The organism is Arthrobacter sp. 2YAF22_2 (assembly GCF_052114645.1).
In the GTDB taxonomy this organism is placed as follows: domain Bacteria; phylum Actinomycetota; class Actinomycetes; order Actinomycetales; family Micrococcaceae; genus Arthrobacter.
Genome location: NZ_JBFRFD010000205.1, coordinates 1 through 5,970, shown reverse-complemented (window position 1 = coordinate 5,970; position 5,970 = coordinate 1). Strand labels below are relative to the sequence as shown.

General features: G+C 71.3%; 6 protein-coding genes and 1 pseudogene. 5 read left to right on the top strand and 2 right to left on the bottom strand.

The genetic code is table 11. The features are described from left to right. On the top strand, positions 1-1,758 hold a 1,758-nt coding region (locus tag AB4Y86_RS10025), incomplete at its 5' end, for a glycogen debranching N-terminal domain-containing protein (RefSeq protein WP_441402091.1). A gap of 56 nt (positions 1,759-1,814) precedes the next feature. Here AB4Y86_RS10025 and AB4Y86_RS10020 read toward each other — a convergent pair. Together AB4Y86_RS10020 and AB4Y86_RS10015 are read right to left on the bottom strand one after the other, a co-directional pair. Then, on the bottom strand, positions 1,815-2,603 hold the full coding sequence (locus AB4Y86_RS10020; RefSeq protein ID WP_441402090.1) for a phosphatase PAP2 family protein: 789 nt from the start codon (positions 2,601-2,603) through the stop codon (positions 1,815-1,817). 95 nt (positions 2,604-2,698) lie between these two features. Then, positions 2,699-3,304 carry a YdeI/OmpD-associated family protein gene (locus tag AB4Y86_RS10015; RefSeq protein WP_441402089.1) on the bottom strand — a complete coding sequence of 202 codons (606 nt, stop codon included), beginning with the start codon at positions 3,302-3,304 and terminating at the stop codon, positions 2,699-2,701. Between the two features lie 43 nt (positions 3,305-3,347). Between AB4Y86_RS10015 and AB4Y86_RS10010 the strand changes: the two genes are divergently transcribed. The 4 genes and pseudogenes from AB4Y86_RS10010 to AB4Y86_RS09995 all read left to right on the top strand — a co-directional run. Next, positions 3,348-4,112, top strand: coding sequence for a VOC family protein (locus tag AB4Y86_RS10010; RefSeq protein WP_441402088.1), 765 nt, complete (start codon positions 3,348-3,350; stop codon positions 4,110-4,112). Positions 4,113-4,203: 91 nt separating this feature from the next. After that, the gene (locus tag AB4Y86_RS10005) at positions 4,204-4,743 is read left to right on the top strand and encodes an NUDIX hydrolase family protein (RefSeq protein WP_441402087.1); all 540 of its coding nucleotides are present in this window, start codon (positions 4,204-4,206) and stop codon (positions 4,741-4,743) included. Between the two features lie 26 nt (positions 4,744-4,769). After that, positions 4,770-5,828 (top strand): DUF6707 family protein, encoded by a 1,059-nt coding sequence (locus AB4Y86_RS10000; protein ID WP_441402086.1) that lies wholly within the window; start codon positions 4,770-4,772, stop codon positions 5,826-5,828. Between the two features lie 42 nt (positions 5,829-5,870). Further along, positions 5,871-5,970 (top strand): annotated as a pseudogene (locus tag AB4Y86_RS09995) (SRPBCC domain-containing protein); the annotation flags it as partial.

The following is a 5,970-nucleotide window of genomic DNA, read 5'->3' as shown; positions in this document are numbered from 1 at the left end:
GGGCTGTTGCACGGCGACACCAGGATGCTGTGCCGGGCGGAGGTCACCGTCAACGGGCATGCGCCGGAACCTGCCACGGTGGAGTCCGCGCCCGGCGGCGTGCTCCGGGTCCGTGGACTGGTAAGGGGCATCGAGGGACCCACCGAGGACCCCGCCGTCGAGCTCCTGYAGACCTGGACCGTCACCCCCGGCGCTGTCCGGGTGACGCTGCGCCTGACCACGTCGCTGGATGCTCTGGACGCGGAGATCCAGGTGCGGCTCGCCGCGGATTTCACCGACATGGCCGCCATCCGGCTGGGCCGATTCCGCGAACCGCTCCGCCCCTCCGTGGCGGATGACTCCTCATTGCGTTGGAGCGAGGGCGGCAAGACCCTGACGGTGGCCGCGGCCGGCAAGGTGGGCGGTGGCGAGCTGTTGACCTGGCGCGGCACGGCCGGCCGCGGGCGGCCGTTCGCGGCGGAGTGGCAGGCCACTCTGGCCGACGCCGAGGACGCCGTCGTGGCCGCGCGCCTGCCCGCATCCCGCCCCGGCCGGTCCCGGCCAGAAGGAGCACTTGGCTGGCTGCTGGACAACTCCCTCGACGAGCTCGACGGGCTCCGGCTAGCGACCCGCAAGGCGCCCGACGCGCCCTTCCTCGCGGCCGGGGCGCCGTGGTATTTCACCCTCTTCGGCCGGGATTCGCTCTGGGCCGCGCGGTTGTTGCTGCCACTGGACCCAGCGCTCGCCGCGGGAACCCTGCGTGCCCTCGCTGCCTACCAGGGCACCGGGACCGACCCCGCCGCGGCCGAAGACCCGGGCAAGATCCTGCACGAGCTGCGGGCAAAGGAGCTCGTGCTCGAAAGCCAGGCCCTGCGGCTGCCGCCGGTGTATTACGGCGCGGTGGACTCCACCCCGCTGTGGCTGTGCCTGCTGGGCGAGCTGGGAGCCGCCGGGACCGACGACGCGGCGGTCCGCTCGCTGCTGCCCAACGCCGCCCGCGCCGCCCAGTGGCTGCTGGCCGCCGGGGCCGCCGGTAACAGCGGCTTCCTCAGCTACCAGGACACGTCCGGACACGGCCTCAGCAACCAGGGCTGGAAAGACTCCCGCGACGCCATGCAGTTCCGGGACGGGCGCCAGGCCGAGGGCCCCATCGCGCTCTCCGAGGTGCAGGGCTACGCATACCAGGCAGCCGTAGCAGCGGCGGACCTGTTCGACTCCTACGGCGAACCCGGCGGGCAGGAACTCCGCGACTTCGCCGCGGCGCAGAAGCAGAACTTCCGCGAACGCTTTTGGGTGCACGACGACGACGGCGCCTTCCCTGCCATGGCACTCGACGGCCACGGCGAAGCGCTGGACACCCCGGGTTCGAACATGGGACACCTGCTGGGCACCGGGATCCTGGACGCCGCGGAGGCCCGGCTCGTGGCAGACCGGCTGCTCAGCCCGGAGCTGTTCTCCGGTTACGGGCTGCACACCCTGTCCCGGCGCGCGTCGGGGYTCTGGCCGTTCAGCTACCACTGCGGTTCGGTCTGGAGCCACGACACCGCCGTCGCCATCCGGGGCCTGCTCGGCGAGGGATTCAGCGCCGAGGCGCGGGTCCTCGCCGAGGGCCTGCTGGCAGCCTCCGCCTCGTTCGGCCACCGCCTCCCGGAACTGTTCGCCGGAGTCACCGCGGCGGAGTCCGGCCGAGCCGTGCCGTATCCGGCGTCCTGCCATCCGCAGGCGTGGTCCTCAGCTTCGGCGGTGGTTCTGGCCCAGGCGCTGGGCGTGGCCTTCTAGGCCAGCCTGGTGCCACCGCGCGCCGGACCGGGCCCCCGTGCGAGGCCGTGCGGGTGCTAAGCCGCCGTGGTATCCCCCGCCAAATGCCCCGGGTCGGGCGTCTGCTCGTCAGGCACCGCCGCCGGCGCCTCTGCCCGCATGGACATCCGCGCGGCGCGCAGGCCGTCCACCAGCACCACCAGGCCCGTGATGGCGACCGCCAGGCCCATCGAGGCCACGACATCGGTCAGCCAGTGGTACCCCAGGTAGAGCCGGCTGAACGCCACCAGCAAGGTTCCGAGGGCGGCCGCCGAATACGCCAGCACTGCCGTCGAACGCCGGACCGTGCGGGCCCCGGCGCCGCCGAGCAGCAAATACACCAGCACCAGCGCGAAGACTCCGATACCGAAAGTGTGTCCGGATGGGAAGGACAGCGCATCATCCGGGCCCATGAGGAAGTCGGCCGCCGACGGCCGGGCGCGCGCCACCTGGTGCTTGATGATGGTGGATGCCCCGAAGGTCGCCACCATGGCGCCGAGGAGCAACGCCGGACGCCAGATTTCCCGTTTCCGGGTTGCCCAGCCGAGGGCCACCAGGCCCCCGATGGCCGTCATCCAGGTGGGCGAGGTGACCGTGCTGACGGCCGCCAGGACGGCGGTCGCGAGGGCCGACCGGCCCTCGACCAGGGCAGCATGGACACCGCCGTCGAGCAGGGCGGGCCCCGAGTTCGTCTGGACCGCTGCCAGCATCAGCCAGAACACCGCTTCCCCCGCCACCAGCAGGCCGGCGGCGGCAAAGAACAGCGCGCGCTGCGAGCGGGGGCTCTGCAAGCCGCCGCGAGAACGCTGGTGCTGGAAAGTAGGCATTGGGCCATAATGCCAGACCAGGCTGTCGGCTTCCCTGACAGTTACTGGGAAGCCGCTGAAGACCCGGTCAATGACGCGCCGTTATGAGGCCGCCGTCAAGGACGTCCGGGGCCCGGCCGCCGGCTTTGCGGGTAGGGCGCTTCGTGGCGCGCGAGCATCTCCACGAAGCCGGCGATCTTGCGCGCCCGCGTGGACGCCTGCTTGACCGAGTTGGTCCGGTAGATCAGGGCGTACCGGTTCACCGACGTCAGCACCTCGAACATGGCCTGCGCCCGCGGGTCCGCCGCGATGGCGGCCGCGAGGTCCTCCGGCACTTCCGCGGACGCCTGGCCCGCATAGGCCGCTTCCCAGCGGCCGTCCGCCTTGGCGCTGTCAACCGCGGCCCGGCCGGCCGGGGTCATCCGGGCCGCCGCTTCGAGCCGCCCGATGCGTTCCACGTTCCGCGCCGACCACACGCTTTTCGGGCCGCGCCGGGTCATCCGCTGGAAGGAAGTCTCGGCGTCCCGGCGCCTGCCCTGGCCGTCGATCCAGCCAAAACACAGCGCTTCCTGCAGGGCCGCCTCGTAATCCAACTCCGTCACCGAGCCGCCCTTCTTGTGCAGCACCAGCCACACGCCCGGGCTGTCCGTGTGGTGCGCTTCCAACCAGGCCCGCCACTCGGCGGCGTCTTTGACCAGCAGTTCCATCAGCTCAGCAGCCATGGCACTATTGTGCTCCCGGCCCCCAATCATCAGGGAGATCACCTTGCTGCGTGTCCGCCCCATCCATTTCACCTCCCGCCTGGACCAGTGGGAGCGCCTGCTGACAGATTTGGGCATGGTCAAGACGGTCGACGGGCCAACCTGGCGTGAGTTCGACGCCGGCGCGGGCCGCCTGGCGCTGCACTTCGCCGAGCAGGGCGCGGCGGACGAGGGCGCCACCTCGTTCGGCGTCGAGGTCGGCGACCTGGCGGAATTTGCCCGCCGCACCAATGAAGCGGGCGCGCCGGACGGCACCACCGCCGAGCTCATCGAGGCGGACCACGGCCCATCCTGCCGGGTCACGGCCGCGGACCGCTTCAGTTTCCTGGCCGACCCGGCAACGCGCGCGTCCGACGGCAGCTGGGCGGGCTCCGCGGAGGCGCAACCGGGCCTCGCCGTCGTCGGCGTCTGGTTCGCAGCGGACCCGACGGCGGCAACCCGGACCCTCCGCGACATCGGCGCCCGCCCCCGGCCGGCGCCCGGCAGAGTGGCACCCGGTGAAACGGAGGCGTTCACGGCCAAAAACGGCGGGGTCCTCATGGTCGGTGTGGGCGCCGGAACCACTGCAGGAACCGGGCACGCCGGGCTCGGCTTCGAATACGACGGCGACCTCGACGCGCTGCGGAAACGGCTCCTCGGGGCAGGGCATGATGTGGCGGTGGTCGAGGGAGCCGCCGTGCCCCTCCTGCACGTGGGCAACCCGGACGCGGACGGCAGCGCGGCGCACCCGCACGCACTCTGGATCTCCGAGGCCCCGCCGGCGCACTGAGCCGGGCGCGTCGAGCGGCCGGACAGGCCGGGGGCGGGGTCGCCGGCCGGTTGACCACACCCGGCGAACGGGGATGGGGTAGAACTTAACCATGAACGTTCGCACTCCCGACCCCAATCCCGGCTGGCTCTCCGATGACGATCTGTTCGAGGCCCGCGGCCGGCTTCCCATGGTTTACGTCGAGGCCGTGCCGGTCCGGCTGGACCCGCTCGGGTTTGTGAACGAGGTCGGGACGCTGCTGCAGGCGGACGAGGACGGCACCATGGTCCGCTCCCTCGTGTCCGGCCGGGTACTCTACCGCGAGACCATCCGGGCCGCCCTGCTCCGCCACATGGAAAAGGACCTCGGCCCGCTCGCCTTCCCGCAGCTGCCGATCAGCCCGGTCCCGTTCACCGTGGCCGAATACTTCCCGTCCCCGTCGCACACCGGGTTCACCGACGACCGGCAGCACGCCGTAGCCCTGGCCTACATCATCCCCGTCACCGGCGAATGCTCGCCGCGGCAGGACGCACTGGAGCTGACCTGGATGACGCCCGACGAAGTGATGAGCCCCGACGTGCAGCTGGAGTTCAGCGGCGGCCGCGGCGGCCTGATCCGCCAGGCGCTGGCTTTCGCAGGCGTCGGCCAGTAGGACCCGAAGAGAATTTAAGGACTCAGATGACCCACCCCATAGCCTCCCTGAACTACAGCGAACGGCCGGCGGGATCTCTGCGGACCGGGGATCTGCTGCTCCTGCCCGACGCCACGCGCGCCGCGGAAATCCGTCACGTGGACGTCGACAACGACGATTTCGGCGCTCCCGCCATCATCCGGGCCACGCTGACCGGCGGCGGCGTGCTGCGGATCGCCGCCAGCTCCGTGGTCCTGGTCCGGGACACCGAGGCGGAACCGTCCACCGAGGCCTCGCCGGCTGATTTGCCCCCTGCTGATTTGTCCCCTGCGGGGGGTTCCCCCGCTGACGGCGGCCCGGACGACGACGGCCCCGAACTGCAGTTGATCCAGCACCTTCCCGGCGAGGACGGCAGCGCACCGGCGGCTCCCGCCGTCGTCGTTCCTCCCCTGCCGGTGGCCCCGCCGGTTGCCAGCGGCCCCAGCGAAGCGGACCTGGCCCTGATCCCGGTTCCGGCCGGAACCCCGGAGTCCGTCGTGGACGCCGCGGCCGAAGCCCACCCCGACGCGCTGGGCGTGCTGCTGCTCAGCGACCGGCTCACCAAGGGCATCAACACCAAATCCGGCAGCTGCCTCAAGGACCTCAGCGACCTGGCCCATGAGCTGTTCGTCGTGCTTAAGGACGCCGACAACGCCCTCGCGGTCGCGGACCTGCTCAACGTCCTCCCCTTCGACGGAAACCCCGGCCGGTGGTCCTCGGTGGAGGCCTCCCTCGCGCTGGCCAGCTACATTTGCCGGCAGCGCGGAGAGGAAGCCCGCGCCGCCGTCTACGAGAAGTTCCTGCGAGCGCCGGACGCGATGGAGTCGGATCCGTTCAAGGCCCGGATCAACGCCAAGGTACGCCAGCGTTCGCTGAACGAGCCCAACCTGTACGACAAGGAAATCTTCCGCGCCATCGACAATTCCAACCCGGATGCGGAGCGTGAATGGCGGCTGCTGCGGCTCGAGGCGCTCCTCTTCCTGCGCGCGCACGGCGGCTCCCAAACCCTGGGCGGCCCGGAGCTGGAGCGCCGGATCGGCAACGAACTCGAGTCCGTCCGCGCCTGAGCGGCCCTACCCCGCCGGGGCCGGGCGTTGTAGATTCACCCCATGACGAACAATCTCAGCGTCGTGATCAACTCCGACGCCCAGCAGGTCTGGACCATGCTGCGCGAACCCGCGAAGGTGGCTCAGTGGCACGGCTGGGAGG

Excerpts from the sequence above, each read along its gene's own strand:
- AB4Y86_RS10020 (WP_441402090.1), bottom strand. The coding sequence starts at position 2,603 with ATGCCTACTTTCCAGCACCAGCGTTCTCGCGGCGGCTTGCAGAGCCCC.
- AB4Y86_RS10015 (WP_441402089.1), bottom strand. The coding sequence starts at position 3,304 with ATGGCTGCTGAGCTGATGGAACTGCTGGTCAAAGACGCCGCCGAGTGG.
- AB4Y86_RS10005 (WP_441402087.1), top strand. The coding sequence starts at position 4,204 with ATGAACGTTCGCACTCCCGACCCCAATCCCGGCTGGCTCTCCGATGAC.
- AB4Y86_RS10000 (WP_441402086.1), top strand. The coding sequence starts at position 4,770 with ATGACCCACCCCATAGCCTCCCTGAACTACAGCGAACGGCCGGCGGGA.